The following is a 22,832-nucleotide window of genomic DNA, read 5'->3' on the forward strand; positions in this document are numbered from 1 at the left end:
TTGGCGCGCGCGCCTGAATGGCTATAAGGCGCGCATGACCGATTTTACCGATGAAGAGCTGGCGCTCGATCCGCATTTTGCCGACCAGTTCGAAGCGGGCTTTCGCCCCGCCTGCCAGCTTTACCTGATTTCCCCGCCGAGGATCGGTGACGATTTTGTCGATCGACTGGCGCAGGCCTTCGATGGGGGTGAGGTCGCTGCCTTCCAGTTGCGATTGAAGGGGCTGGATGACGACGCGATTGCCGCCGCCGCCGGGCCGTTGCAGGCGCTCTGCGCCGAGCGGGAAGTCGCCTTCATCATCAATGATAGCGTGGCGCTGGCGCAGCGCCTTGGCGCGGATGGCGTCCATCTGGGGCAGGGCGATGGCGACCCCAAGGAAGCGCGCAAGCTGCTGGGGCCGAAGGTGCAGATCGGCGTCACCTGCCATGACAGCCGCCATCTGGCGATGGAAGCGGGTGAGGCGGGGGCCGATTATGTCGCGTTCGGTGCCTTCTATCCCACCACGACCAAAGAGGTGACGCATCATGCCGAACCGTCGGTTCTGGGCTGGTGGACGACGCTGTTCGAACTGCCCTGTGTGGCGATCGGCGGCGTGACGGCGGACAATGCTGGTCCGCTGGTCGCGGCCGGCGCCGATTTCCTGGCAGTGAGCGGCGCGGTGTGGAACCATCCGCAAGGCCCAACGGCCGGCGTGGCCGCATTCAAGGATGTACTGGCCAGCAAGGCCCCGCCGCCGCGCTAATGTCTATCTGTTCCCCCTCCCGTGTGCGGGAGGGGACACGTATCGCACCCTTACGCCCTTTCGCGCGTTCTCTCCTCACAACGATGGAGAGTAGCGCCTTGAAAAATCATCTATTGCTTGCCGCCCTGCTGTGCAGCGCCTGCAATGTGAACGTCACTGACGCCAACGAAAGCCAGCCCGCACCCAACGCCGCACAGCCGGACAATAGCGCCGCTGCACAAATGGCCGTGAAAAAGGCGGCCTATGATTTTGAGGTCGTGCAGGAGCAGAACCCGCAGCAACCCAGCCGCATCCTGATGGCGCAGGTGGCGCTTGATCGCTGGGGTTTTTCGCCCGGTATCCTCGATGGCAAGGATGGCATGAGCTATAAGGCGGCGTTGCGCGGCTTTCAGGCGGCGCATGACCTGCCCGTGACCGGCCAGTTCGACCAGAAGACCGGCGCCGCCCTGCTGGAAGGGGAAGCGCGGCCGACCACCTATCTGGTGAAAATCCCCGATGATTTCGCGCGCGGGCCGTTTTTCGACATTCCCAAGGGGCTGAACGAGCAGGCCAGCCTGCCTGCGCTCACCTATCGCAACCTGCCGGAGAAGCTGGCCGAGCGATTCCATACCACGCCCGAGGCGCTGGTCGCGCTCAACACGCCGGGCACGAAGGTCGCCGCCGGCGCGACCATCCGCGTGCCCGCGATCGACAATCAGCCGATGGCGCAGATCGATGGCGACGCGCGCGGCTGGGGCGAGACGCTCGCCAGCCTGGGCGTGGCCAAGGATCAGCCCCAGGCCGACCATATCGTGGTCGACAAATCCGAAGGGCTGCTGAAGGTCTATAATGCGCAAAACCGCATGATCGCGCAGTTTCCGGTGACGACCGGATCGCAGCATGATCCGCTGCCGCTGGGTGAATGGACGATCAAGGGCGTCAGTCGGAATCCTGATTTCCACTATAATCCCAACCTCTTCTGGGACGCATCCAGCAAGGATCAGAAGGCGGTGCTGAAGCCCGGTCCCAATGGTCCGGTGGGCGTCGTGTGGATCGACCTGTCGAAGGATCATTATGGCATCCATGGCACGCCGGAGCCGCAGACGATCGGTCGCACCGAAAGCCACGGTTGCATCCGCCTGACCAATTGGGATGCCGCCCGCCTCGCCCAGATGGTGAAGAGCGGGGTCAAGGCGAAGTTTCAGGCATGAGCAGGCGGGCGTGGGCAGCGGGCGTAGCGGCGGCGCTGCTCTGCGCGGCCTTCGCCCATTTTTGCGTGCGGATCGTGCCGGCCGATGCGCCGTCCGCACCCGCGCCGCCGCCCCAGGCCGCTCGCCGGTCGGACAACGGCCCGCTGTTGATCCCGGTGGAGGGCGTGCCGGCCTCCGCGCTTACCGACACATTCACCCAGGCACGAGCCGGCGGCGCCCGACCGCATGACGCGATCGACATCATGGCGGCGCGGGGCATGGCGGTGCTGGCTGCCGCCGACGGTCGCGTCGAAAAGCTGTTCTGGAGCCAGGATGGCGGCCGCACCCTCTATCAACGATCGTCCGACGGACGGTTGATCTATTATTATGCGCATCTGGATGGCTATGCGCCCGGCTTGCAAGAAGGGCAGGTGCTACGGCGCGGCCAGCGCGTCGCCACGGTCGGCAGTACGGGCAACGCCGATCCGTCCGCGCCGCACCTGCATTTCGCGGTGAATGTGATGCAACCGGGTGAGGCTTGGTATGGTGGCCGCGCGATCAACCCCTATCCGCTGCTGGTACGGCACTGACCTGTCCTACAAGGCACAGCTTATGCTAGGTTCCGTTCCGAACGGCGGTGGGGAGGGGCGCCTTTCCGAAAATATCCTATGTAGGACACGCAATTTCACGATTTGCGGGAAAAGTGCGAAGTTAAGGCCCGACCCGGCTCCCTCTTGCCCTTCGCGCCCGCCCGCTGTAAAGGCGCGCCCAGCCTCAAAGAGGCCGGCTCTTTTCCACCTTCAGACATATAGGCAGGCTCTTCCCATGGCGAAGATCAGCGGCGTGGACATTCGTCCCGGCAATAATATCGAATATGAGGGCGGCCTGTGGCGCGCCGTCAAGATCCAGCACACCCAGCCCGGCAAGGGCGGCGCCTATATGCAGGTCGAACTCAAGAACCTGATCGACGGCCGCAAGAATAACGTGCGTTTCCGTTCCGCCGAAAGCGTCGAGCGCATCCGCCTCGACACGAAGGATTTCCAGTATCTCTATGCCGAAGGCGACATGCTCGTCTTCATGGACAATGAGAATTACGAGCAGATCAACCTGCCGTCCGAACTGCTGGGCGAAGCCGCCGACTTCCTGCAGGACGGCATGGAAGTGACGCTGGAAATGTATGAGGAACGGCCGATTTCGGTGCAGTTGCCCGACACGATCGAAGCGACCGTGGTGGAAGCCGACGCCGTGGTGAAGGGGCAGACCGCCTCTGCCAGCTACAAGCCGGCGATCCTGGACAATGGCGTGCGCGTCATGGTGCCGCCGCATATCGTCAGCGGCACGCGCATCGTCGTGGACGTCTATGCCCGCGAATATGTGAAGCGGGCCGACTGATGCGGATCGGGCGCAACATGGCACTGGCCGCTCGTCTGGCAATGGGCCTCGCGATCGGCGCTTTGCCCGTTGCGCTCCCCGTTTCGGCAGCTGCGCAGACGACGGCGCGGGCTACGCCGACCAAGGCGCAACTCGACAGCGCGGCGTTCACGCTGCGCATCGTCATGACGGCGCTTCAGTCGAACGAGGTCGAACAGCCGGTCAAGAACGCGCTGTTCGATTGCCTCTATTCCAATTCGATCGGTGAGATCAGCGCCGCGAGCGACAAGGTGATCGCTGCCAACGCCGGCAAGGTCGATCGCAAGGATGCGTCGCAGATGCTGGCGGTTGTCGCGGGCACCTGCGGCTATCGCCCCGGCGCCGCTGCTGCGACCAAGCCGGCCGCCAAGCCCGCCCCGAAGAAATAACCAACCAGGCCGTTCCCGCTGGGAGCGGCGGAGAAAAACTATGGCATCGCATTCCGGTCTTCTTACCGTCATGGAGCGCGCCGCGCGCAAGGCGGGCAGCAAGCTCCGCCGCGACTTCGGCGAAGTCGAACATCTTCAGGTCAGCCGCAAGGGGCCGGCGGATTTCGTGTCCAAGGCCGACCATCAGGCGGAAAAGACCCTGGTGGAAGAATTGCAGAAGGCGCGTCCCGACTGGGGCTTCCTGCTGGAAGAGGGCGGCGTGATCGAGGGCGACCCGAGCAAGCCGCGCTGGATCATCGATCCGCTGGACGGCACCACCAACTTCCTGCACGGCATCCCGCACTTCGCGATCTCGATCGCGGTCGAAGAACCGCTTTATGGCGGCAAGCGGGAAGTCACGACCGGCCTCATCTACCAGCCCGTCACCGACGAAAGCTATTGGGCGGAAAAGAGCCGGGGCGCATGGCGCCATGACCAGCGCCTGCGCGTGTCGGCCCGCCGCGACCTGGCCGATTGCGTGATCGCGACGGGCATCCCGTTCATGGGCCATGGCAATATGGCCGAATGGACTCGCGTCTTCGGCGCGGTGGCTCCTTCGGTCGCCGGCATCCGCCGTTTCGGCGCTGCCTCGCTCGATCTCGCCCATGTCGCCTCCGGCCGCTATGACGGTTATTGGGAAAGCGGTCTTCAGCCCTGGGATGTCGCTGCCGGCTTGTTGCTGGTCCGTGAAGCGGGCGGTTTCGCCAGCGATTTCCGCGGCGGCGATCAGGCGATCGAACGCAAGGAAGTCATTGCCGGTAACGACGCAATTCACAGCAAATTGCACAAGCTCGTTGCTGGCGCATTGCGCTAAAGTTCAATGGGGCCAAGCTCTTCAAGGGCTTGGCCTTTTTGCGATTCATTCTCACAGCGTTGGCCCCTTGCTTCGCATATGCAGCAGGCCTAAAGCGCGCCCCAAGATACAATTTTCGCCCAGGGGATTCCATTGGTCGATCTCGCCCAATATCTGCCGATCCTGATTTTTCTCGGGATTGCCTTGCTGCTTTCCAGCGCATTCGTCTTTCTGCCGATGCTGGTTGGCCGTCTCACCGGTGCGCACAAGCCCGACCCGGCGAAGCTCTCGGAATATGAATGCGGTTTCCCCGCATTTGAAGAGCCGCGCAGTCAGTTCGACGTGCGTTTCTATCTGGTCGCCATTCTCTTCATCATCTTCGATCTTGAAGCGGCGTTCCTGTTTCCCTGGGCTGTAAGCCTCGACCAGATCGGCTGGGCCGGCTGGGCAACGATGATGATCTTCATAGCGGAGCTGGTGCTTGGCCTCGTCTATGCGTGGAAGAAGGGAGCACTCGATTGGGAGTAGAACTCTATAACCCTGCGCCCGGCACCTTGCCCCCGCAGGGCACGCAGCCCGATCAGGATTTCTTCAACGCGCTGAACGGCGAAGTGAACGACAAGGGCTTCCTGGTCACCTCGACCGAGGAACTGTTCCAGTGGGCGCGCACCGGCTCGCTCTGGTGGATGACCTTTGGCCTCGCCTGCTGCGCTGTGGAAATGATCCACGTCAACATGCCGCGCTATGACATGGAACGCTTCGGCGCCGCGCCGCGCGCGTCTCCGCGTCAGTCGGACGTGATGATCGTGGCCGGCACGCTGTGCAACAAGATGGCCCCGGCGCTGCGCAAGGTTTACGACCAGATGTCCAACCCGAAATATGTGATTTCGATGGGCAGCTGCGCGAACGGTGGTGGTTATTATCATTACAGCTATTCCGTCGTCCGTGGCTGCGACCGCATCGTGCCGGTCGACATCTATGTGCCGGGTTGCCCGCCGACCGCCGAAGCGCTGCTGTACGGCGTGATGCAGTTGCAGCGGAAGATCCGCCGCATCGGGACGATCGAGCGTTAATATGGCCCATTCCGCACCCAAGATCGTGAACCCGCAAGGCATCGCCGAGGAAATCGGCGCGCTGCTGGGGTCCATGCTGATCGAAACCGTCGATCATGCCGACGAACTGACCTTCACCGTCGTGCGCGACGACCTGGCCAATGCCATGGTCGCGCTGCGCGACATGGGTCATTATCAGCAGCTGATGGAAATCGCCGGCGTCGACTATCCGGAACGCCCGGAACGGTTCGAAGTCGCCTATCATCTGCTGAGCGTCACGCGGAACCATCGCGTTCGCGTGAAGGTATCGACCGACGAAGATACGCCGGTGCCGACCGTCACGCACCTCTGGCCGGTTGCCGGCTGGCTGGAGCGCGAAGTGTTCGACATGTATGGCGTCGTTTTTGACGGCAATACCGACCTGCGTCGCATCCTGACCGATTATGGATTCAAGGGGCATCCCCAGCGCAAGGACTTCCCGCTGACCGGCTATGTCGAGCTGCGTTATTCCGAAGAGGATAAGCGCGTCGTCTATGAGCCGGTGAAGCTGGCGCAGGACTTCCGCAGCTTCGACTTCATGTCGCCGTGGGAAGGCGCGCAGTACGTGCTGCCCGGCGACGAAAAGGCCGCTGCGCCTGCCGCCCCGGCTGCACCTGCCGCTGCCCCGACGCCCAAGGCGACCGAGAGCAAGGCCGATACCGGTGCCGGCGACGCCGCCAACAAGAAGGCAGAGGACAAGTCGGGCGACGCCCCGGCCAAGCCGGCTGCCGCCACCGATGAAGGCAAGGGCGCTGCCAAGCCGGAGGACAAGGCATAATGTCCGATTATCTGGAAAAGCTGGACCATGTCACCGACGCGGCCGACCCGGCCTATGGCGACACGGAAATCCAGAATTATACGATCAACTTCGGCCCGCAGCATCCCGCGGCGCACGGCGTTCTGCGTCTGGTCATGGAACTGGAAGGCGAAATCGTCGAGCGCTGCGATCCGCATGTCGGCCTGCTGCATCGCGGCACCGAAAAGCTGATCGAATATAAGACCTATATGCAGGCGCTGCCCTATTTCGACCGGCTGGACTATTGCTCGCCGCTCGGCATGGAGCATAGCTATGTGTTGGCGGTCGAAAAGCTGCTGAACTTGGAAGTGCCGGTGCGCGCGCAATATCTGCGCGTGTTCTTCGCGGAACTGACCCGCATCTGCAATCACATGCTGAACCTCGGATCGCATGTGATGGACGTCGGCGCGATGACGCCGAACCTGTGGCTGTTCGAAATTCGCGAGGATTGCCTCAACTTCTTCGAGCGTGCTTCGGGCGCCCGCATGCATTCAGCCTATTTCCGGCCGGGCGGCGTGCATCAGGATGTGCCGCTCAAGCTGTTGACCGACATTGCCGACTGGCTCGACACGCGCCTGCCGCGTCTGTTCGAGGACGCCATGAGCCTGGTGGTCGACAACCGCATCTTCAAGCAGCGCAATGTCGACATCGCCATCGTGAGCAAGGAAGATGCGCTCAAATGGGGCTTCTCCGGCCCCATGCTGCGCGGTTCGGGCATCGCCTGGGACATCCGCAAGGCGCAGCCCTATGATGTCTATGACCGCATGGACTTCGACATTCCAGTCGGCACCGCTTACGATTGCTATGACCGATTCATGGTCCGCGTCGAGGAAGTGCGACAGTCGGCGCGCATCATGAAACAGTGCCTCAACGAAATGCCCGAAGGGCCGATCGCCAGCTTCGACCGCAAGGTGTCGCCGCCCAAGCGCGGTGAGATGAAGCGGTCGATGGAAGCGCTGATCCACCACTTCAAGCTTTATACCGAAGGCTTCCACGTCCCGGCGGGCGAAGTCTATGTGGCGACCGAAAGCCCCAAGGGCGAATTTGGCGTCTATCTGGTCAGCGACGGCAGCAACAAGCCCTATCGCTGCAAGATCCGCCCGACCGCCTTCTCGCATCTGCAAGCTATGGACTTCATGATGAAGGGCCACATGCTCGCCGACACCACCGCTGTACTGGGCGCGATGGATATCGTGTTCGGAGAATGTGACCGATAATGGCTGACGCAGTTCATATCCCCGATGAGGCCGAAACCCGTGCGCGCTGGGGCGCGTTCGAGTGGACCGCCGACAATGCCGAACAGGCCAAGAAGGTCATCGCGCGCTACCCCGCCGGTCGCCAGCAGTCGGCGGTGATGCCGCTGCTCGATCTGGCCCAGCGTCAGGTCGGTGCGGAAACGCAGACCAATGGCTGGCTGCCCGTGCCGGTGATGGAATATATCGGGCGTCAGCTCGATATGCCGTACATGCGCGTGTATGAAGTCGCGACCTTCTACACCATGTACAACCTCGCGCCGGTCGGCCGCTATCATGTGCAGGTATGCGGCACGACGCCGTGCATGCTGCGCGGTTCGGACGACGTCTTTTCGGCGTGCAAGAACAAGGGGCTGGTCAAGGGCGGTACGACCCCCGACGGCCTGTTCACGCTGACCGAAGTCGAATGCTTGGGCGCCTGCGCCAACGCGCCGATGGTTCAGATCAACGATGATAATTTCGAAGATCTGACCTATGACAGCATGAGTGCGATCCTGGAGACGCTGGCCACGGGTGGTCAGCCCAAGATCGGCCCACAGATCGACCGTCAGACGAGCGCGCCCGAAGGTGGCCCGACCACGCTGAAGGACATGGTCACGGAAAATCACGACTATCGGGGGGATTGGGCATGACCGACGCACCCGCACCAGCGGCGCCGCCGCCCTTCGTCGGCCCGCTGACCGACAAGGACCGGATCTTCACCAACGTTCACGGTTTCCAGGATTGGGGCGTGGACGCCGCGATGAAGCGTGGCGATTGGGATAATACCAAGAAGCTGATGGAAATCGGCCAGGATGGTATCATCGACATCATGAAGGCGTCGAATCTGCGCGGCCGTGGTGGCGCTGGCTTCCCGACCGGCCTGAAATGGTCGTTTATGCCCAAGGAAAGCAAGGACGGCCGTCCCAGCTTCCTGGTCATCAACGCCGACGAATCCGAACCGGGTTCGTGCAAGGACCGCGAAATCATCCGCCACGATCCGCACAAGCTGATCGAAGGCGCGCTGATCGCCGGTTTCGCGATGCGCGCGCGCGCCGCCTACATCTACATTCGTGGCGAGTTCATCTACGAAGCGAAGGTTCTCTTCGCTGCCGTCGAACAGGCCTATGAAAAGGGCTTCATCGGCAAGAATGCTTGCGGGTCGGGCTATGATTTCGACGTCTTCGTCCATCGTGGCGCGGGCGCCTATATCTGCGGCGAGGAAACCGCGCAGATCGAAAGCATCGAGGGCAAGAAGGGGCAGCCCCGCTTGAAGCCGCCGTTCCCGGCGGGTGCGGGACTCTATGGTTGCCCGACGACCGTCAACAATGTGGAATCGATCGCGGTCAGCCCGACGATCCTGCGGCGCGGTGCGGCCTGGTTCAACGGCTTTGGCCGTGAGAACAACCGCGGTACCAAGCTGTTCCAGATCAGCGGCCATGTGAACAAGCCCTGCGTCGTCGAAGAATCGATGTCGATCCCGTTCCGCGAACTGATCGAACGTCATTGCGGCGGCATCCGGGGCGGTTGGGACAATCTGCTGGCGGTCATCCCCGGCGGGTCGTCGGTCCCCTTGGTTCCTGCGAAGGAAATCATGGACGCGCCGATGGATTTCGACGGGCTGCGTGCGCTCGGCTCCGGCCTTGGCACCGCCGCCGTTATCGTCATGGACAAGTCGACCGACATCGTTCGCGCCATTTCGCGTCTCTCCTACTTCTATAAGCATGAGAGCTGCGGCCAGTGTACGCCGTGCCGCGAAGGCACGGGCTGGATGTGGCGCGTGATGGAGCGTCTGCGCACCGGCGACGCCGACCAGAGCGAAATCGACATGCTGTTCCAGGTGACCAAGCAGGTCGAAGGCCACACCATCTGCGCGCTTGGCGACGCGGCGGCATGGCCGATCCAGGGGCTGATCCGGCACTTCCGTCCGGAAATCGAGCGTCGGATCAATGAGAACAAGGGTAGTGCCCCCGTCATGGAGGCAGCGGAGTAACCATGCCGAAGGTCAAAGTAGACGGCGTAGAACTGGAAGTCCCGGCCGGGGCGACCGTTCTTCAGGCTTGCGAGCAGGCGGGGAAGGAAATCCCTCGTTTCTGCTATCATGAGCGCCTTTCCATCGCGGGCAATTGCCGCATGTGCCTGGTCGAGGTGAAGCCCGGACCGCCCAAGCCGCAGGCGTCCTGCGCGCTTCCGGCGACCGAAGGTCAGGAAATCCGCACCGACAGCGAAATGGTCAAGAAGGCCCGCGAAGGGGTGATGGAGTTTCTGCTCATCAACCACCCGCTCGATTGCCCGATCTGCGATCAGGGCGGCGAGTGCGATCTTCAGGACCAGTCGGTCGCTTATGGCCGTGGCGCGTCGCGCTATGACGAAAACAAGCGCGCCGTGACCGAGAAGAACATGGGTCCGATCGTCAAGACGGTCATGACCCGCTGCATCCAGTGCACCCGTTGCGTGCGTTTTGCGGAGGAAGTCGCGGGCGTGCCGGAAATCGGCGCCATCTATCGCGGCGAGAATATGCAGATCACCACCTATCTCGAACATGCCGCCAAGAGCGAGTTGTCGGGCAATGTGGTCGATCTCTGCCCGGTCGGTGCGCTCACCGCCAAGCCCTACGCCTTCGAGGCGCGTCCGTGGGAGCTCAAGAAGACCCATGCGATCGACGTTATGGATGCGCTGGGCACCAATATCCGCCTCGACAGCCGTGGTCGTCAGGTGCTGCGCGCCGTGCCGCGCATCAATGATGACGTGAACGAGGAATGGGCAAGCGACAAGACCCGGCATAATGTCGACGGTCTGGTCCGCAAGCGCCTCGACAAGCCTTATGTCCGCAAGGACGGCAAGCTGGTGCCTGCGACCTGGGCGGAAGCCTTTGCCGCCGTCGCAGCGGTCCAGCATGGTGGCAGCGTGGCTGCGATCGCGGGCGACCTGCTCGATTGCGAAACCATGTTCGCGGGCAAGGCGCTGGTCGAAAAGCTGGGCGGTTCGCTGCTCGAAGGTCGTCAGACCGGCCTTTCCTACGATGTGTCGAGCCTGTCTTCGGTGGTGTTCAACACGCCGCTCGCCGACCTTGAAACCGCTGACGTCATCCTGCTGGTCGGCACCAACCTGCGCTGGGAAGCGCCGCTGGTGAACACCCGCATCCGCAAGGCGATCAAGAAGGGCGCGAAGATTTTCGCGGTCGGGCCGGAAGTCGATCTGACCTACAAGGTCGAATGGCTGGGTAATGATGCCTCGCTGCTGGCGAAGCTCCCCGAAGCCGTGCTGGAAGCGTTCAAGGGTGCGGCCCGTCCGGCGATGATCGTCGGCGGCGGCGTGCTGGCCAAGGACGGCGCGCATGGTGACACGCTGGCGCTGGTCGAGACGCTGGGCCTCGTGAAGGATGGCTGGAACGGCTATAACGTCCTGCACTTCGCGGCGGCTCGCATGGGCGGCCTGATGCTCGGTTACGCGACCAAGGGTGGCATCAAGGCGGTGGCGCAGGCCGCGCCGAAGCTGCTGATCTCGCTGGGTGCGGACGAAGTCGATTATGCGGCGTTCGAAAACAGCTTCAAACTCTATGTCGGCCATCATGGCGACAAGGGCGCGCATGCGGCGGACGTGATCCTGCCGGGCGCAAGCTATGCCGAAAAGGCGGGCACCTACGTCAATCTGGAAGGCCGCGTGCAATTCGGTGAAAAGGCCGTGTTCGCGCCGGGCGATGCCCGCGAGGACTGGTCGATCCTGCGTGCGCTTTCCGAAGCGCTGGGCGCCAAGCTGCCGTTCGACAGCTTCGAACAGCTGCGCGCCGAAATGGTGAAGGCGGTTCCGGCGCTGGGCGTCGAGGGTCTGGCCGATTATGGTTGGTCCGTCCCGTCGCTGCCGACCGGTGCGACCGGTGAGTTCGGTTCGCCGATCAAGGATTTCTACCTCACCAACGCCATCTGCCGTGCCAGCCCGACGATGCAGCAATGCTCGGCCGAGCTGATCCATGGCGTTGAGTATGCGGAGGCCGCAGAGTGACCGCTTTCTTCCAAGGCCTCGGCCTGCCTTTCGAGGGCGCCTGGCTGCTTTCCACCATCGTCGGCATCTTGGTCATTGCCCTGCCGCTGATGCTGGCCGTTGCCATGATCATTTACGCCGACCGCAAGATCTGGGCGGCGATGGCGCTGCGCCGTGGTCCCAACGTGGTTGGCCCGCTCGGTCTGCTTCAGTCCTTTGCGGACGGTTTGAAGGTCTTCCTTCAGGAAACCATCATTCCGTCAGCCGCGAACAAATCCCTGTTCCTGATCGCGCCGATCATCACCTTCACCGTGGCGTTGATCGCCTGGGCGGTGGTGCCCTTCGGCGTGGGCGTGGTGGTGTCGAACATCAATGTCGGCCTGCTCTACATTCTCGCCGTGTCGTCGCTGGGCGTTTACGGCGTGGTGCTGGCGGGCTGGGCGTCCAACTCCAAATATCCCTTCTATTCGGCGATCCGCGCTTCGGCGCAGATGATCAGCTATGAAGTCTCGATCGGCTTCATCCTGATTACGGTCGTCCTGTGGGCCGGCAGCTTCAACATCAGCGCGATCGTGGAAAGCCAGAAGGGCTATTACGGCTTCCTGAACGGCAACGGGTTCAACCCGCTGCTCTTCCCGATGGCGATCATGTTCCTGATTTCGGCCATGGCGGAAACGGCGCGCGCGCCGTTCGATCTGACCGAAGCGGAAAGCGAGCTGGTCGCGGGCTATCAGACCGAATATTCGTCGATGGCCTTCGCCCTGTTCTGGCTTGGCGAATATGCGAACGTCATCCTGATGTGCGCGCTGAACGCGATCCTCTTCTGGGGTGGCTATCTGCCGCCGTTCGATTGGGCGCCGCTCTATCTGGTGCCGGGTATCATCTGGTTCCTGGCCAAGATCCTCTTCTTCTTCTTCGTCTTCTCCTGGGTGAAGGCGACGGTGCCTCGCTACCGTTATGACCAGCTGATGCGGCTGGGTTGGAAAATCTTCCTGCCGACCTCGCTTCTGTTCGTCTTCCTGGTTTCGGGCTTCCTCATGCTGACGAGGTATGGGGGATGATGGCTACCGCTCTGCTTCTTCAAGCTGCTGTTCCCGTCGCTGCACCGCCGCTTTCGGCCAAGCAATTGACGATGCCGATTGTGGACGCGACCTGCAGGATTTCTGATCCTGACGGGCACTATCATGATTTGAAAATCCGCCAGACAGGTGGGCGTGGATATGATGTGACGCGCAATGGCTCGACACACAGGGCACGCACCGACATAAAGCAGACCATTTTGCAGGACACTGCTAATGTGTTTGGCGGTTTCGATTTTCAGATTGGTCCCCGTGAAACTTGGCCCGGCGAGGTGAAGGCCTTCAAGCGGCCCGGTCAGACGTTGCAGATGCAGACATTCGGGACGGATCGCGACGAGAAGTATGCGATCCTGGTGCGCCGGAAATGGCCGAACTCCAATGTCGATCTGCTCGGTTATTGCGATGTGAAGAAAACGCCCCAGGCCCCGCTGAACGCGGCGGAGACGGAAGAGGCTATCAGGCAATGAGTATTGGTTACTACGTCAAGAGCTTCACCCTCTGGGAGTTCGTGAAGGCGCACTGGCTGACCTTGAAGTATTTCTTCAAGCCCAAGGCGACGATCAACTACCCGTACGAGAAGAACCCGATCTCGCCGCGTTTCCGTGGTGAACATGCGCTGCGCCGCTACCCCAATGGGGAAGAACGTTGCATCGCGTGCAAGCTGTGCGAGGCTATCTGTCCGGCGCAGGCGATCACCATCGAGGCGCAGCCGCGCGACGATGGCAGCCGCCGCACCACGCGCTACGACATCGACATGACCAAGTGCATCTATTGCGGTTTCTGTCAGGAAGCCTGCCCGGTGGATGCGATCGTCGAGGGACCGAATTTCGAATTCGCGACCGAAACCCGCGAGGAGCTGATCTACGACAAGAACAAGCTCCTGGAAAACGGTGACAAGTGGGAGCGGGCGATTGCCGCAAACCTTGCCGCCGATGCACCCTATCGTTAAGCCGCCGGCATCAAGGGGAATATGATCCTGTGATCCACGTTATCGCCTTCTACCTGTTCGCCATTTTGGTGGTGAGCAGCGGCGCGCTCACGATATTGTCGCGCAACCCGGTCCATTCGGTCCTCTGGCTGATCCTGGCCTTCTTCAACGCTGCCGGTCTGATGATCCTGCTCGGTGCCGAATTCATCGCGATGCTGCTTGTCATCGTCTATGTCGGCGCGGTCGCGGTGCTGTTCCTGTTCGTCGTCATGATGCTCGACATCGACTTCGCCGAACTGCGGGCCGGCTTCGTCGATTATCTGCCCTTCGGCCTGCTCATCGCGCTGGTACTGCTGGCGGAAATCATCTTGGGCATCGGCCTGTGGAGCGCTGGCCCGATCGAACTGGCGCAGCGTGCCGCTCCGGCGAACCCGGAACTGTCGAACATTCAGGCGATCGGCGGGCTGCTTTATACCCGCTACATCTTCCTGTTCGAAGCGGCGGGCATCGTGCTGCTGGTCGCCATGATCGGCGCGATCGTCCTGACCCACCGCGCTCGCGGCGGCGTGAAGGGCCAGAATGTCGCCAAGCAGAACCGTCGCCGTCCGCAGGACGCGACGCGTAACATCAATCAGCCCGTCGGGCAGGGGGTGGAGCTGTGATCGGCCTTCAACATTATATGGTGGTCAGCGCCATCCTCTTCGTGATGGGGGTGCTGGGCATCTTCATCAACCGCAAGAATGTCATCATCATCCTGATGGCGATCGAGCTGATCCTCCTCAGCGTGAACATCAACCTCGTCGCCTTCAGCGCCTTCCTGGGCGATCTGGTGGGGCAGGTCTTCTCGATGTTCGTGCTGACCGTCGCGGCGGGTGAAGCGGCCATCGGCCTTGCCATCCTCGTTATTTACTTCCGTGGTCGCGGCACCATCGCCGTCGACGATGTCAACCGGATGAAGGGCTGAGCCTCCTGACATGATTCAGTATATCGTCCTTCTTCCGTTGCTGGCTGCTGCCATCGCCGGCCTTGGCAACAAGGCCCTTGGCAAACTGCCCGCAAAGATCGTCACCACCGGCGCGCTGTTCATCGCATGCGCGCTGAGCTGGGCGACCTTCATTCCCTTCCTGCTCGGCGAGGCGCAAGCGTCGGTGACGCCGCTATTTACCTGGATCGAAAGCGGCAGCTTCGATGCCCAGTGGGCGCTGCGGGTCGACACGATGACGGCGGTCATGCTGGTAGTCATCACCAGCGTGTCGAGCCTCGTCCACCTCTATAGCTGGGGCTATATGGACGAAGAGCCGGATCAGCCGCGCTTCTTCGCCTATCTCTCGCTCTTCACCTTCGCGATGCTGATGCTCGTGACCGCGAACAATCTGCTTCAGATGTTCTTCGGTTGGGAAGGCGTCGGCCTGGCGTCCTACCTGCTGATCGGTTTCTGGTTCCGCAAGCCCAGTGCCAATGCGGCCGCGATCAAGGCGTTCGTCGTCAACCGCGTCGGCGACCTTGGCTTCATGATGGGCATTTTCGGCACCTATCTGGTGTTCAACACCATATCGATCCCGGAAATTCTGGAAGCCGCGCCTTCGATGGCCGGTTCGACCATCGGTTTCCTCGGCTATCGTTTCGACACCATGACCGTCCTTTGCCTGCTGCTGTTCGTCGGCGCGATGGGCAAGTCGGCGCAGCTTGGCCTGCACACCTGGTTGCCGGACGCGATGGAAGGTCCGACCCCTGTGTCGGCGCTGATCCACGCGGCCACGATGGTCACCGCCGGCGTGTTCATGGTTTGCCGCTTGTCGCCGATGTTCGAAACGTCGGAAACGGCGCTGACCGTCGTCACCTATGTCGGTGCCGCGACCTGTCTGTTCGCCGCGACCGTCGGTACGGTGCAGACCGATATCAAGCGCGTCATCGCCTATTCGACCTGTTCGCAGCTGGGCTATATGTTCTTTGCGGCCGGCGTCGGCGCCTATGGCGCGGCGATGTTCCACCTGTTCACGCACGCTTTCTTCAAGGCACTGCTGTTCCTGGGTGCCGGCTCGGTCATCCATGCGATGCACCATGAGCAGGACATGCGTTATTATGGCGGCCTGCGTAAGAGCATCCCGATCACCTTCTGGACGATGACGTTGGGTACGCTCGCCATCACCGGCGTCGGCCTGCCGATCGTCGGCGTGGGCTTTGCCGGCTTCTATTCGAAGGACGGTATCCTCGAAGCGGCCTATGCGGCTGGCGGTGCGGGCACCGGTGCGTTCATCGTCGGCGTGTTCGCCGCGCTGCTGACCAGCTTCTACAGCTGGCGCCTGGTGTTCCTGACTTTCTTCGGCAAGCCACGCTGGACGCAGTCGGAACATATCCAGCATGCGCTGCATGACGCCCATGACCACGGCCATGACGATCATGCACACGACGATCACGGGCATGACGATCATGCGGCGCACGCCCATGATGCCCATGGCCATGACGATCATCATGCGCATGATGCCGGCGATGGTACGGGTGGCTATCACCCGCATGAAAGCCCGCTGGTCATGCTGATCCCGCTGCTGGTGCTGAGCCTGGGCGCCGTCTTCGCAGGCTTCGTCTTCCACGATCAGTTCATCGGTCCGGAAGGCGGCATCGAATTCTGGAAGGGCGCGCTCGCGTTCGACAGCCACTTGATGCACGAAGCCCATGAAGTGCCGACCTGGGTCAAGTTCTCGCCGTTTACGGTGATGCTGACCGGTCTGGTCATTGCCTGGCTGAGCTACATCAAGAATACCGACTGGCCGCGCCGTTTCGTCGCGACCTTCGGTGGCCTCTACCAGTTCCTGCTGAACAAGTGGTATTTTGACGAGCTGTACAACTTCCTGTTCGTCAAACCCGCCTTCGCCATCGGCCGCTTCTTCTGGAAGTTCGGTGACGTCGGCTTCATCGACCGCTTCGGCCCCAACGGGCTGGCTGCTCTGGTCGTGCAGGGCAACAAGATCACCCGTCGGCTTCAGTCCGGCTACCTCTACACCTACGCGCTGGTGATGCTCATCGGGCTCGCCGCGGCAGCAACCTGGGCGATGACACGATAATGGACGGCTTCCCCATCCTTTCCCTGATGATGGCAGTGCCGATGGCCGGGGCCATCGCCTGCCTGTTCGCGGGCGCCAATAATGCGCGCTGGATCGCGTTGATCGCGACGCTGGTCGATTTCGTCTTGGGCATCGTCCTGTGGATGAATTTCGACCAGGGCGGGCTGCAATGGCAGTTCCAGGAATATGCGCCGATCTTCGGTCGTTTCGCCTGGGCGCTGGGTATCGACGGTATCGCCCTGATGCTGATCGCGCTGACCGTGTTCCTGATGCCGATCTGCATCGGTGCCAGCTGGAACGCGATCAACAAGCGTGTCGGCGAATATATGGCGGCCTTCCTGTTCATGGAGGTGCTGATGATCGGCGTCTTCACGGCGCAGGATCTCTACCTCTTCTATATCATGTTCGAAGCCGGCCTGATCCCGATGTATCTGATCATCGGTATCTGGGGTGGCGCGGATCGTATCTACGCTTCGTACAAATTCTTCCTCTACACGCTGTTCGGCTCGGTTCTGATGCTGATCGCGATGATGTGGATGGTGCATGAAGCCGGTTCGACCGAAATTCCGGTCCTGATGGCCTATAATTTCGATCCGCATGTCCAGACCTGGCTGTTCCTGGCCTTCTTCGCCAGCTTCGCGGTGAAGATGCCGATGTGGCCGGTCCACACCTGGCTGCCCGACGCACACGTTCAGGCGCCGACTGCTGGTTCGGTCATTCTGGCCGGCGTGCTGCTGAAGATGGGGGGCTACGGCTTCATCCGCTTCTCGCTGCCGATGTTCCCGGAAGCCTCGGCGCAGCTTGCGCCGCTGGTCTGGGGCCTGTCGATGGTCGCGGTGGTGTACACCTCGCTCGTCGCGCTGGTTCAGTCGGACATGAAGAAGCTGATCGCTTATTCGTCGGTCGCGCATATGGCGATCGTCACCATCGGCCTGTTCGCCTTCAACCAGGCGGGTATCGAAGGTGCGATGATGGTCATGCTGGGCCATGGTCTGGTCGCTGGCGCTTTGTTCCTGTGCGTGGGCGTGGTCTATGATCGCCTGCATACCCGCGAGATCAACCGCTATGGTGGCCTCAGCATCAACATGCCGCGCTATGCCGTGCTGTTCCTGTTCTTCACCATGGCATCGGTCGGCCTGCCGGGCACGTCCAACTTCGTCGGTGAATTCCTGTCGCTGATGGGCGTTTATCAGGCATCGAGCTGGGTCGCCCTGGTCTGCACCACGGGCATCATTCTAGGCGCAGCCTATATGCTCTACCTCTATCGCCGCATCTGCTACGGCGATCAGGTAAACGCCGATGCTGCGGCCATGCCCGACCTGTCGATCCGGGAATTCTGGTTGATGGCGCCGATCGCAGCCGTTGTGCTGTGGATGGGTGTCTATCCGGAAAGCTTCCTGGCCCCGATGCGGTCCGACATCCAAGCGCTTGAAGCGCGTCTCGCCCCTGCGGCTCCCGCAGGAGATTCCAAGATCAAGATGGGTGCGCCCAAGCCTAAAAGTGAGGGCCACCATGAAGAAGCATCCGCGCACGGGGAGGCGCACTGATGATTGACTCCGCTTCCCTTCTGGCGGTCGTGCCGGAACTCATCCTGACGGTGGGTGGCCTGGCGCTGATGCTGGTCGCGGCCTTTGGCGGCGACGGCTCGGCCCGGATCGTCAACTGGCTGTCGGTCATCGTGCTGGCGATCGCAGGCGTTTCGCTGTCCTGCTCTCTGGCCCACGGTCCTAACGCCTTCGATGGTCTGTATCGCGCAGACGCCTTTTCCGCCTTTGCCAAGGCGCTGATCTATGGCGCGGCGGCGGCGGCTATCCTGCTGGCTCCACGCTTCTTCTCGGTCGGCGGCAATCCCCGCCCCGAATATCCGGTACTGATCCTGTTCGCTGCCATCGGCATGGGTATGATGGTGTCGGCGGGCGACATGCTGACGCTCTATGTCGGCCTGGAAATGAACAGCCTTGCCTCATACGTGCTGGCCAGCTTCATGCGCCAGGACGTGCGTTCCTCCGAAGCGGGCCTGAAATATTTCGTGCTCGGTTCGCTGGCGAGCGGCATCCTGCTCTACGGGATCTCGCTGCTGTACGGCTTCACCGGTAGCACCGCATTCGATGGTATCTCTGTGGCCTTGGGCGACGGCGTGTCGAAGGGCGAGCTGTTCGGTCTGGTCTTCGTGCTGGCAGGGCTCGCGTTCAAGATCAGCGCCGTGCCGTTCCATATGTGGACGCCTGACGTCTATGAAGGTGCGCCGACCCCGGTCACCACCTTCTTCGCCAGCGCGCCCAAGGTCGCGGCCATCGGCCTGACCGTCCGCGTGGCGATCGAGGCGCTGGGTCCGGCCGGTCTGGACTGGCAGCAGATCGTGATCTTCGTCGCGCTCGCGTCCATCCTGTTCGGCGCCGTTGCCGCCATCGGTCAGACGAACATCAAGCGCCTGATGGCCTATTCGTCGATCAACAATGTCGGCTTCGCGCTGATCGGCTTGGCTGCGGGTACGCCCGCCGGTGCGGCCGCGACGATGAGCTACATGGCGATCTACGTCATCATGACCATCGGCGGTTTCGCATGCATTCTGCAATTGCGCGATGCGGACGGCAAGCCGGTCGAAGAGATCGCCAAGCTGGCCGGCCTGTCGCAGTCGCGCAAGGGGCTGGCGGCCGCGCTCGCCATCTTCATGTTCTCCATGGCTGGCATCCCGCCGCTCTTCGGCTTCTGGGCGAAGTTCCTGGTGTTCGATGCGGCGGTGGCGTCCGGCCTGACGGCGCTGGCGGCCTTCGGTATCGCCATGTCGGTGATCGGTGCCTTCTATTATCTCAAGATCATCAAGACGATGTATTTCGACGAGCCGGTCGCCACCTATGAGGCGAAGGGTGGCCCGGTCGAGAACATCATCCTGACGGCCTGTGCCGTGGTGATCGTTCTGGGTTACCTGCTCAACCCCATGCTGGATCAGGCGAGCGCTGCCGCGGCGGCGTCGCTCTTCTGACGCTGCTCCGCTTCGTCGAGGAAACCGGCTCCACCAACGCCGATATGCTGGCGTTGGCGGAGCAGGGGGGCGCTGACGGTAGCTGGCTGCGCGCCGCGCGCCAGACCGGGGGGAAGGGGCGCATGGGTCGCGCCTGGGAAAGCCCGGACGGCAATCTTTACTGTTCTACGCTGGTCCGGTTGCAGCCGACCGATCCGTTGCCCCACACGCTGGCGCTGGTTGCGGCCAATGCGGTCCATGCGCTGGTCGCGCCGCTGTGCACGGGCCAGGCGCGGATCAAATGGCCCAATGACATATTGGTCGATGGCGCCAAGATCGCCGGCATATTGCTGGAGCGGGCGGGCGACGCGATCGTGGTGGGCATCGGCATCAATGTGACCGGCCATCCGGTCGGACTGGACCGCCCCGTCACCAGCCTGGCGGCGCAGGGCGCCAACGACGCCACGGCCCAAGCCCTCTATGATCGGCTCGCCCAGCTTTTCGCCCATTGGCTGTCCATCTGGCGGGCGCAGGGGCTGGACCCCATCCGCACCCACTGGCTGCTCAACGCCCATCCCACCGGCACGCCGATGCGCGTGATCCAGCCCGATGGCGGGCAGGTCGAGGGGACATTCGACACGCTCGACCGTCAAGGCATGTTGATCCTGCGCTTGGCGAATGGGGACAGCCGTGCCATTCACGCCGGCGACATCATTCTCAACTGAGGGACCGGCCATGCTTCTCGCGATCGACGCGGGTAACACCAATGTCGTTTTCGCGCTGCTCGACGGGCGCGAGATCAAGACACGCTGGCGCATCGCCACCGATCCCCGGCGCACGGCCGACGAATATGTCGTCTGGCTGAACCAGCTGTTGCAGCTGGAAGGCTATGCCATCGCGGATGTTGATGCGGTCATCATCGCTACCGTCGTTCCCCGTGCGCTCCATAATCTTCAGGTGCTGGCCGAGAAATATTTCAAGACCACGGCGCTCGTCGCGGGACAGGCGCCGGTGGATTGGGGCATCGAACTGGACGTGGCCGAGCCTGGCTCTGTCGGCGCGGACCGGGTTGTAAATGCGATCGCCGCGCACCATCTTTACCAGGACGATCTGATCGTCATCGATTTCGGGACGGCGACGACCTTCGACGTGGTCGATTATAGCGGTGCCTATAAGGGCGGCGTGATCGCGCCGGGCATCAACCTGTCGCTGGACGCGCTGGTCGCCGCCGCGGCCAAATTGCCCAAGATCGCGATCGAGCCGCCGGAAAACCGGTCGGTCATCGGGCGAACGACGGTGGATGCTATGCAGATCGGCGTCTTTTGGGGCTATGTAGCGATGATGGAAGGGCTGGTCGCGCGTATCCGCGCTGAGATCGGCCGTCCGGCCAAGGTAATTTCGACCGGAGGACTAGCCGTCCTCTTCAATGACAATAGCGATATTTTCGATGCGATCGCACCGGACCTCACCATCTTGGGGCTGGCGCTGTTGCACGAGCGGAGTTTGAAAACATAATGATACCCAAGGATGAACTGATTTTCCTGGCCCTTGGCGGCTCGGGCGAAATCGGCATGAACGTGAATCTATACGGCTGCCAGGGCAAGTGGGTCATGGTCGATCTCGGCCTGACCTTTGCCGACCCCAATTATCCCGGCGTGGAACTGATCCTGCCGGACCTGAGCTTCATCGAGGATCGGCGCGACGACCTGCTCGGCATCGTCCTGACCCATGGGCATGAAGATCATATCGGCGCCATCCCCTATCTGGCCGCCGACCTTGGCGTGCCGCTGTATGCCACGCCCTTCACGGCGGGTCTGATCCGGATGAAGCTGGAAGAAGAAGGCCTCAGCAAAGATGTGAAGCTGCATGTGATCGAGAATGAAGGCAGCTTCAATCTCGGTCCGTTCGGTTTCCGCTATGTGCCGCTTGCCCACTCCATTCCGGAGGGCAATGCGGTGCTGATCGACACGCCCTATGGCCGCATCTTCCACACCGGCGACTGGAAGCTGGACGACCAGCCTTTGCTTGGCCAGCCCTCCACCCCGGCGGAACTGACCGCCATCGGCGACGAAGGTGTGCTGGCGCTGGTATGCGACAGCACCAACGTCTTCAACGACAAGGCCAGCGGCTCGGAAGGCGATGTGCGCGAGGGGCTGATGCAGGCCGTCGCCGGCGCCAAAGGCCGCGTACTGGTCACGACCTTTGCGTCGAACGCCGCGCGGGTGCAGACTTTGGGAGAGGTTGCGACGGCAATGGGGCGCAAGGTTTGCGTTGCAGGCCGATCGCTCGACCGGATCATCGGCACGGCGAAGGCGGCCGGCTATCTCAAGGATTTTCCGCCGACCGTCGATTGGGACGATGTCATGAGCCTGCCGCGTGACGAGGTGATGATCATCGCCACGGGCGGACAGGGTGAGGCGCGGGCTGCGCTGTCGCGCATCGCGTTCGACAGCCATCCGATCAAGTTGGCGGAAGGGGACACGGTTGTCTTCTCGTCCAAGCAGATCCCCGGCAATGAAATCGCCATCGGCCGTATCCAGAATGCGCTGGCGCAGAAGAATATCCTGATGATCACCGATCGCCAGGCCGAAGTCCATGTGTCGGGTCATCCCGGCCGACCGGAACTGGAAGCGATGTATCGCTGGATTCGGCCCGAGATATTGCTGCCGGTCCATGGCGAGCGCCGCCATATGGCGGAGCAGGCGCGGCTTGGCATTACCACGGGCATCCGCCATGCAGTGGTCCAGTCCAATGGCGACGTGCTGCGTCTGGCGCCCGGCGCGCCGCAGATTATCGGCCAGCAGGAAACGGGCCGACTGGTGCTGGACGGCGACGTCATCCTGCCCGCCGACGGATCGACCATGAACGAGCGGCGCAAGCTGGGCCTGCATGGTCAGATCAGCGTAGCCGTGGCGATCGACCGCAAGGGCAAGCTGATCGGCGATCCCATGCTGCGCACGCAGGGTGTGCCGGTGGAGGAAGACAAGGCGGCTTTCCTGGCGGAAGCGGCCGAGGAAGCCGCCGCCGCCATTCCCAAGGGATCGCTGGAGGAAGAGGCTTTGCGCGAACGTCTGCGTCTGGCCGTGCGCCGTACCGCGACGCGCTGGACCGGCAAGAAGCCGATAGTGGACGTGCTGATCGTTCGCGCTTAAACAGGCG

24 protein-coding genes are annotated in these 22,832 nt (G+C 62.2%); all 24 read left to right on the forward strand.

All coding sequences use genetic code 11. The annotated features are described in order from the left end of the window. Positions 1-34 precede the first annotated feature (34 nt). The 24 genes from thiE (at position 35) to F4U94_RS07535 (ending at position 22,825) form a co-directional block, all read left to right on the forward strand. Positions 35-742 carry a thiamine phosphate synthase gene (thiE, locus tag F4U94_RS07420; RefSeq protein ID WP_120250232.1) on the forward strand — a complete coding sequence of 236 codons (708 nt, stop codon included), beginning with the start codon at positions 35-37 and terminating at the stop codon, positions 740-742. 83 nt (positions 743-825) lie between these two features. Continuing rightward, positions 826-1,932, forward strand: coding sequence for a L,D-transpeptidase family protein (locus F4U94_RS07425; RefSeq protein ID WP_120250231.1), 1,107 nt, complete (start codon positions 826-828; stop codon positions 1,930-1,932). Continuing rightward, positions 1,929-2,501, forward strand: coding sequence for a M23 family metallopeptidase (locus F4U94_RS07430; RefSeq protein WP_120250230.1), 573 nt, complete (start codon positions 1,929-1,931; stop codon positions 2,499-2,501). The genes F4U94_RS07425 and F4U94_RS07430 overlap by 4 nt, the downstream gene beginning before the upstream one ends. Before the next feature lie 235 nt (positions 2,502-2,736). Further along, positions 2,737-3,303 carry an elongation factor P gene (efp, locus tag F4U94_RS07435; protein ID WP_120250229.1) on the forward strand — a complete coding sequence of 189 codons (567 nt, stop codon included), beginning with the start codon at positions 2,737-2,739 and terminating at the stop codon, positions 3,301-3,303. Next, positions 3,303-3,710: a hypothetical protein gene (locus tag F4U94_RS07440; protein ID WP_120250228.1), complete on the forward strand. Its 408-nt coding sequence runs from the start codon at positions 3,303-3,305 to the stop codon at positions 3,708-3,710. The genes efp and F4U94_RS07440 overlap by 1 nt, the downstream gene beginning before the upstream one ends. A 40-nt stretch (positions 3,711-3,750) precedes the next feature. Further along, a complete protein-coding gene (locus tag F4U94_RS07445) occupies positions 3,751-4,563 on the forward strand; it encodes an inositol monophosphatase family protein (protein ID WP_120250227.1) in 813 nt (270 codons plus the stop codon). 132 nt (positions 4,564-4,695) lie between these two features. After that, complete coding sequence (locus tag F4U94_RS07450; protein ID WP_062117306.1) at positions 4,696-5,070, forward strand: NADH-quinone oxidoreductase subunit A; 375 nt, start codon at positions 4,696-4,698, stop codon at positions 5,068-5,070. After that, the gene (locus tag F4U94_RS07455; protein ID WP_120250226.1) at positions 5,061-5,615 is read left to right on the forward strand and encodes a NuoB/complex I 20 kDa subunit family protein; all 555 of its coding nucleotides are present in this window, start codon (positions 5,061-5,063) and stop codon (positions 5,613-5,615) included. The genes F4U94_RS07450 and F4U94_RS07455 overlap by 10 nt, the downstream gene beginning before the upstream one ends. Before the next feature lies 1 nt (position 5,616). Next, positions 5,617-6,411: an NADH-quinone oxidoreductase subunit C gene (locus F4U94_RS07460; protein WP_120250225.1), complete on the forward strand. Its 795-nt coding sequence runs from the start codon at positions 5,617-5,619 to the stop codon at positions 6,409-6,411. Then, on the forward strand, positions 6,411-7,646 hold the full coding sequence (locus tag F4U94_RS07465; RefSeq protein ID WP_120250224.1) for an NADH-quinone oxidoreductase subunit D: 1,236 nt from the start codon (positions 6,411-6,413) through the stop codon (positions 7,644-7,646). The genes F4U94_RS07460 and F4U94_RS07465 overlap by 1 nt, the downstream gene beginning before the upstream one ends. After that, on the forward strand, positions 7,646-8,314 hold the full coding sequence (locus tag F4U94_RS07470; protein ID WP_120250223.1) for a complex I 24 kDa subunit family protein: 669 nt from the start codon (positions 7,646-7,648) through the stop codon (positions 8,312-8,314). Before F4U94_RS07465 ends, F4U94_RS07470 begins: the two co-directional genes overlap by 1 nt. Further along, a complete protein-coding gene (gene nuoF, locus F4U94_RS07475; RefSeq protein WP_120250222.1) occupies positions 8,311-9,654 on the forward strand; it encodes an NADH-quinone oxidoreductase subunit NuoF in 1,344 nt (447 codons plus the stop codon). The genes F4U94_RS07470 and nuoF overlap by 4 nt, the downstream gene beginning before the upstream one ends. Before the next feature lie 2 nt (positions 9,655-9,656). Beyond that, the gene (nuoG, locus tag F4U94_RS07480; protein WP_120250221.1) at positions 9,657-11,663 is read left to right on the forward strand and encodes an NADH-quinone oxidoreductase subunit NuoG; all 2,007 of its coding nucleotides are present in this window, start codon (positions 9,657-9,659) and stop codon (positions 11,661-11,663) included. After that, a complete protein-coding gene (gene nuoH / locus F4U94_RS07485) occupies positions 11,660-12,703 on the forward strand; it encodes an NADH-quinone oxidoreductase subunit NuoH (protein WP_120250220.1) in 1,044 nt (347 codons plus the stop codon). The genes nuoG and nuoH overlap by 4 nt, the downstream gene beginning before the upstream one ends. Continuing rightward, the gene (locus tag F4U94_RS07490; protein ID WP_120250219.1) at positions 12,700-13,188 is read left to right on the forward strand and encodes a hypothetical protein; all 489 of its coding nucleotides are present in this window, start codon (positions 12,700-12,702) and stop codon (positions 13,186-13,188) included. Before nuoH ends, F4U94_RS07490 begins: the two co-directional genes overlap by 4 nt. Continuing rightward, a complete protein-coding gene (nuoI, locus tag F4U94_RS07495) occupies positions 13,185-13,670 on the forward strand; it encodes an NADH-quinone oxidoreductase subunit NuoI (RefSeq protein ID WP_120250218.1) in 486 nt (161 codons plus the stop codon). The genes F4U94_RS07490 and nuoI overlap by 4 nt, the downstream gene beginning before the upstream one ends. Before the next feature lie 29 nt (positions 13,671-13,699). Then, complete coding sequence (locus tag F4U94_RS07500; RefSeq protein ID WP_120250217.1) at positions 13,700-14,311, forward strand: NADH-quinone oxidoreductase subunit J; 612 nt, start codon at positions 13,700-13,702, stop codon at positions 14,309-14,311. After that, a complete protein-coding gene (gene nuoK, locus F4U94_RS07505) occupies positions 14,308-14,613 on the forward strand; it encodes an NADH-quinone oxidoreductase subunit NuoK (RefSeq protein ID WP_004211745.1) in 306 nt (101 codons plus the stop codon). The genes F4U94_RS07500 and nuoK overlap by 4 nt, the downstream gene beginning before the upstream one ends. A gap of 10 nt (positions 14,614-14,623) precedes the next feature. Continuing rightward, a complete protein-coding gene (gene nuoL, locus F4U94_RS07510; protein WP_120250216.1) occupies positions 14,624-16,711 on the forward strand; it encodes an NADH-quinone oxidoreductase subunit L in 2,088 nt (695 codons plus the stop codon). Next, the gene (locus tag F4U94_RS07515; RefSeq protein WP_120250215.1) at positions 16,711-18,258 is read left to right on the forward strand and encodes an NADH-quinone oxidoreductase subunit M; all 1,548 of its coding nucleotides are present in this window, start codon (positions 16,711-16,713) and stop codon (positions 18,256-18,258) included. Before nuoL ends, F4U94_RS07515 begins: the two co-directional genes overlap by 1 nt. Further along, entirely contained in the window at positions 18,258-19,694 is a 1,437-nt protein-coding gene (gene nuoN / locus F4U94_RS07520) for an NADH-quinone oxidoreductase subunit NuoN (protein WP_120250214.1), read from the forward strand. The genes F4U94_RS07515 and nuoN overlap by 1 nt, the downstream gene beginning before the upstream one ends. A 2-nt stretch (positions 19,695-19,696) precedes the next feature. Next, positions 19,697-20,398 (forward strand): biotin--[acetyl-CoA-carboxylase] ligase, encoded by a 702-nt coding sequence (locus F4U94_RS07525; RefSeq protein ID WP_120250213.1) that lies wholly within the window; start codon positions 19,697-19,699, stop codon positions 20,396-20,398. 10 nt (positions 20,399-20,408) lie between these two features. Continuing rightward, a complete protein-coding gene (locus F4U94_RS07530; RefSeq protein WP_120250212.1) occupies positions 20,409-21,188 on the forward strand; it encodes a type III pantothenate kinase in 780 nt (259 codons plus the stop codon). Continuing rightward, positions 21,188-22,825, forward strand: a complete 1,638-nt coding sequence (locus F4U94_RS07535; RefSeq protein WP_120250211.1) for a ribonuclease J — start codon at positions 21,188-21,190, stop codon at positions 22,823-22,825. Before F4U94_RS07530 ends, F4U94_RS07535 begins: the two co-directional genes overlap by 1 nt. Positions 22,826-22,832: the final 7 nt, after the last annotated feature.

Source organism: Sphingobium limneticum (assembly GCF_008710155.1).
GTDB lineage: Bacteria > Pseudomonadota > Alphaproteobacteria > Sphingomonadales > Sphingomonadaceae > Sphingobium > Sphingobium limneticum.

Coding starts and splice junctions, on each gene's coding strand:
- thiE (WP_120250232.1), top strand. CDS start 35: ATGACCGATTTTACCGATGAAGAGCTGGCGCTCGATCCGCATTTTGCC.
- F4U94_RS07425 (WP_120250231.1), top strand. CDS start 826: ATGGAGAGTAGCGCCTTGAAAAATCATCTATTGCTTGCCGCCCTGCTG.
- F4U94_RS07430 (WP_120250230.1), top strand. CDS start 1,929: ATGAGCAGGCGGGCGTGGGCAGCGGGCGTAGCGGCGGCGCTGCTCTGC.
- efp (WP_120250229.1), top strand. CDS start 2,737: ATGGCGAAGATCAGCGGCGTGGACATTCGTCCCGGCAATAATATCGAA.
- F4U94_RS07440 (WP_120250228.1), top strand. CDS start 3,303: ATGCGGATCGGGCGCAACATGGCACTGGCCGCTCGTCTGGCAATGGGC.
- F4U94_RS07445 (WP_120250227.1), top strand. CDS start 3,751: ATGGCATCGCATTCCGGTCTTCTTACCGTCATGGAGCGCGCCGCGCGC.
- F4U94_RS07460 (WP_120250225.1), top strand. CDS start 5,617: ATGGCCCATTCCGCACCCAAGATCGTGAACCCGCAAGGCATCGCCGAG.
- F4U94_RS07465 (WP_120250224.1), top strand. CDS start 6,411: ATGTCCGATTATCTGGAAAAGCTGGACCATGTCACCGACGCGGCCGAC.
- F4U94_RS07470 (WP_120250223.1), top strand. CDS start 7,646: ATGGCTGACGCAGTTCATATCCCCGATGAGGCCGAAACCCGTGCGCGC.
- nuoF (WP_120250222.1), top strand. CDS start 8,311: ATGACCGACGCACCCGCACCAGCGGCGCCGCCGCCCTTCGTCGGCCCG.
- nuoG (WP_120250221.1), top strand. CDS start 9,657: ATGCCGAAGGTCAAAGTAGACGGCGTAGAACTGGAAGTCCCGGCCGGG.
- F4U94_RS07490 (WP_120250219.1), top strand. CDS start 12,700: ATGATGGCTACCGCTCTGCTTCTTCAAGCTGCTGTTCCCGTCGCTGCA.
- nuoI (WP_120250218.1), top strand. CDS start 13,185: ATGAGTATTGGTTACTACGTCAAGAGCTTCACCCTCTGGGAGTTCGTG.
- nuoL (WP_120250216.1), top strand. CDS start 14,624: ATGATTCAGTATATCGTCCTTCTTCCGTTGCTGGCTGCTGCCATCGCC.
- F4U94_RS07515 (WP_120250215.1), top strand. CDS start 16,711: ATGGACGGCTTCCCCATCCTTTCCCTGATGATGGCAGTGCCGATGGCC.
- nuoN (WP_120250214.1), top strand. CDS start 18,258: ATGATTGACTCCGCTTCCCTTCTGGCGGTCGTGCCGGAACTCATCCTG.
- F4U94_RS07530 (WP_120250212.1), top strand. CDS start 20,409: ATGCTTCTCGCGATCGACGCGGGTAACACCAATGTCGTTTTCGCGCTG.
- F4U94_RS07535 (WP_120250211.1), top strand. CDS start 21,188: ATGATACCCAAGGATGAACTGATTTTCCTGGCCCTTGGCGGCTCGGGC.